We start from the raw sequence: 3,484 nt of genomic DNA, 5'->3' as shown, positions 1-3,484 counted from the left end.
CCCATCGAGCACCATTGTCTTGATCCAAGACGTGATGCGTTAGCCCGATGCGATCGAGGCCATGCCGTGGGCAGATCCTTCACTGTCCGCCTTGCGGCGCAATTCCTCGATATCGCGCTTGGGCGGTGCGCCAAACAGCCGGGCGTACTCACGACTGAATTGCGAAGGACTCTCGTAGCCCACTTCAAACGCCGCGCTTGCTGCATCCGAATCCTTGTTCAGCATCAGCCGACGCGCCTCATTCAGCCGCAGCCACTTTTGGTACTGCAAGGGACTCATGGCGGTGAGTTGGCGGAAGTACTGATGCAGGCTCGACGGGCTCATCTGCACATGGGACGCGAGATCGTCAATCCGTAGCGTGGCCATGTAGTTCACCTTCAGCCAGTCGATGGCCTTGGCGATCCGATGGCCCTGGCTCCCCACCGACGCGATGTGCCACAGGCGCGCAGCCTGATCGCTCATGAGCAGGCGATAGTGGATTTCGCGTTCGATCAGCGGCGCCAGCACGGGGATCGTCGCGGGCTCATCGAGCAAGTTCAGCAGGCGCTTGAACGGCTCAAGCAATACCGGCGTGACGGCGCCAAGACCGATGCCAACGCCCCGGTCGATTGACTGTTCCGCAGGCAACGGCAGTCCGCCCTGAGCAATCAATTCCGCCATGGTACGAAGGTCGAGTTTCAGGGCCAGCCCCAAGCAAGGGTTATCGGGGCTGGCCGTGACCACTTGCGAATTGGCTGGGATATCCAGCGATGTAATCAAAAACCGATTGATGTTGTAGGGGTAAGCCTCCCCGCCTGCCAACATTTGCTTTTCGCCTTGAACAACAAGAACGATGCAGGCCTCCACCAGGCAAATAGTGGGTGGCATCGGGGCTTCACGCCGGAAAAAAGTGAGGCCAGATATTGGGGTCAAACAGTCGAACTGGCCGATGGTCCGGCGTCCAATGCTTGCAACCATCGCCTCGCGCAGGGCATCGAGCGTTCCTGCGTTTTCTTGAGTGGGCATGTCATTTCTCCAAACAATTTCTGTCTGAAGAATATCTGCAGAAATCTCAGGCGCCAATCCAAAAGCCGATCCTGTGGAGGATCAGGCAATAAATCCGGAGGATTGGTATATCGATGAGCGGTACGGATCATAAAAAATACATCCTGTCGAACAACCGTCTTGGCAACAAAGGACCGGAACATGGAAAACTTCACCTTCTTCAACCCCACCCGAATCGAATTCGGCACCGGCAAGGAGCAGCTGATCGGCCAGCATCTGGCCGAACACGGCATCAAGAAAGTGCTGCTTTGCTACGGCAGCGAGCGCATCAAGCGCGAGGGGCTTTTCGACGTCGTCGGCAAGAGCCTTTCGGAGAAGGGCATCGCATGGGTCGAATGCGGCGGCATCGTCAGCAATCCCGTCATCTCGAAAGTGCGGGAGGGCATTGCGTTGGCGAGACAGCACCAGGTCGACGCGATCCTGAGCGTCGGCGGCGGTTCGGTGCTCGACAGCTCCAAGGCCATCGCGGCCGGCGTTTGCTACGACGGTGAAGTCTGGGATCTGTTTTGCGGCAAGGCACGCGTCGAGTCGGCGCTGCCGCTGTTCGCCATCCTGACCCTGGCCGCGACCGGGAGCGAGATGAACCCGTCGGCGGTTGTCACCAATGACGAGACGCAGGAGAAGTTCTTCATCTCCGCCGCGCCCTTGTTTCCCAAGGTGTCCATCGTCAATCCGGTGCTGATGCAGGGCGTGTCGCGCGACTATCTGGTCTATTCGGCCTCGGATGTCATTGCGCATCTGATCGAGTCGTATTTCACCGCGACCGTGCATCCAAAGTTGCCATCCCGCCTGGTCGAGTCGCTGATCAATACCGTGACCGAAACGACCGAGGCATTGCTGATCGACCCGGCCAACTATGCGGCGCGTGCCCAGTTCGCCTGGGCCGCAACGTTGGCGCTGAACGGACTGACCTACTCCGGCGCCGCAGGATTCAGCTATCCCAACCACGCCATCGAGCACTCGCTCTCCGCGCTGTTTAACGTACCGCACGGCGCTGGCCTGTCGGTGATCGTCCCGGCCTGGATGAAGTGGTATCTCGATCGCAACCCGGCGCAGTTCGGGCGCTTCGCAAAGAATGTGTTCGGTGTCGATGGTGGCGAGCAGGGTATTGCGGCGCTGCAGGCGTGGTACGACAAGATCGGCACGCCGACCCATCTGTCGCAACTGGGCATCAAGGAAATCGATCTGCCGGCCATCGTCGAGAACGTCCAGCGCAATGTGCGCGTCTTCGGCATCGCCGAAACCTACACCCCGGAAGTGGTGACGGCCATTCTGAAGAATGCGCTGTAGTCAGGCGTTGCTTTCTATCCCAACCAAGGAGTAAACCCCAATGACCACTCTGCTTTCCCGCAAGAATTTCATCCAAAGTGCCATCGTCGCCTGTGCCACCTTGTGCGTCGGCGTGCCGTCCGTTCTGGCGCAGACCAGTCCCGCTTCAATCGGAGGAAATACCTTGCATTTGACCCAGGAATGGGACAAAACTTTCCCGAAGAGCAACAAGGTCGACCATCAGAAAGTGAGCTTCAAGAATCGCTATGGCATCACGCTGGCGGCCGATCTGTATCTGCCGAAGAACCGCGGCAACCAGCGCCTGGCAGCACTGGTCGTGGGCGGCCCCTTTGGCGCCGTGAAGGAGCAGTCCTCTGGCCTGTATGCCCAGACCATGGCCGAGCGCGGTTTCGTGACGCTGGCGTTTGATCCTTCCTATACTGGCGAGAGCGGCGGCGCACCGCGCCATGTGGCGTCGCCCGACATCAACACCGAGGATTTCAGCGCCGCCGTGGACTTCGTCGGCCTGCACGCTTCGGTCGACCGTGAGCGCATCGGCATCATCGGCGTTTGCGGCTGGGGCGGTATCGCATTGAATGCCGTGGCAGCGGACAAGCGCGTCAAGGCTGTCGTCGCCAGCACCATGTACGACATGTCGCGCGTCATGTCCAAGGGTTACAACGATAGCGTGACGCCCGAACAGCGCGCACAGACGCTGGAGCAGTTGGGGCAGCAGCGTTGGAAGGATGCGGAAAGCGGTAGCCCGGCGATGTTCCCGATGTTCAACGTGCTCAAGGGCGGCGAGCCGCAATTCATGGTGGATTACGCCGATTACTACAAGTCGAAGCAGCGTGGCTTCCACCCACGCGCGATCAACTCAAACGGCTCCTGGACGATCACCAGCGGTCTGTCCTTCATGAACGCGCCGCTAATGACCCACATCGCGGAAATATCGCCACGCCCCATTCTGTTGATCCACGGCGAAAAAGCCCACTCGCGCTACTTTGCCGAAGCTGCCTACGCGGCTGCGGCCGAGCCGAAGGAACTCATGATCATCAAGGGCGCCAGCCACATTGATCTGTACGACCAGGTGGACAAGATTCCGTTCGACAAGATGGCGGATTTCTTCGGCAAGAATCTCAAGTAACTCAGACGGAGGCCATCAGTGGTC

General features: G+C 59.3%; 3 protein-coding genes. 2 read left to right on the top strand and 1 reads right to left on the bottom strand.

Annotated elements, in window-relative coordinates; translation table 11 throughout:
• Positions 1 to 39 precede the first annotated feature (39 nt).
• Positions 40 to 1,005 (bottom strand): AraC family transcriptional regulator, encoded by a 966-nt coding sequence (locus tag RCI20_RS00015; RefSeq protein WP_306602392.1) that lies wholly within the window; start codon positions 1,003 to 1,005, stop codon positions 40 to 42.
• Between the two features lie 180 nt (positions 1,006 to 1,185).
• Between RCI20_RS00015 and RCI20_RS00010 the strand changes: the two genes are divergently transcribed.
• Positions 1,186 to 2,334, top strand: a complete 1,149-nt coding sequence (locus tag RCI20_RS00010) for an iron-containing alcohol dehydrogenase (protein ID WP_306602391.1) — start codon at positions 1,186 to 1,188, stop codon at positions 2,332 to 2,334.
• A 40-nt stretch (positions 2,335 to 2,374) separates the two neighbouring features.
• Positions 2,375 to 3,460, top strand: a complete 1,086-nt coding sequence (locus RCI20_RS00005; protein ID WP_306602390.1) for an alpha/beta hydrolase — start codon at positions 2,375 to 2,377, stop codon at positions 3,458 to 3,460.
• Positions 3,461 to 3,484: the final 24 nt, after the last annotated feature.

This window comes from Azonexus sp. (assembly GCF_030824335.1).
Taxonomy (GTDB): Bacteria; Pseudomonadota; Gammaproteobacteria; order Burkholderiales; family Rhodocyclaceae; genus Azonexus.
The sequence above is the reverse complement of the archived record's forward strand: the minus strand, read 5'-3'. Positions and strand labels throughout refer to the sequence as shown.

Excerpts from the sequence above, each read along its gene's own strand:
- RCI20_RS00015 (WP_306602392.1), bottom strand. The coding sequence starts at position 1,005 with ATGCCCACTCAAGAAAACGCAGGAACGCTCGATGCCCTGCGCGAGGCG.
- RCI20_RS00010 (WP_306602391.1), top strand. The coding sequence starts at position 1,186 with ATGGAAAACTTCACCTTCTTCAACCCCACCCGAATCGAATTCGGCACC.
- RCI20_RS00005 (WP_306602390.1), top strand. The coding sequence starts at position 2,375 with ATGACCACTCTGCTTTCCCGCAAGAATTTCATCCAAAGTGCCATCGTC.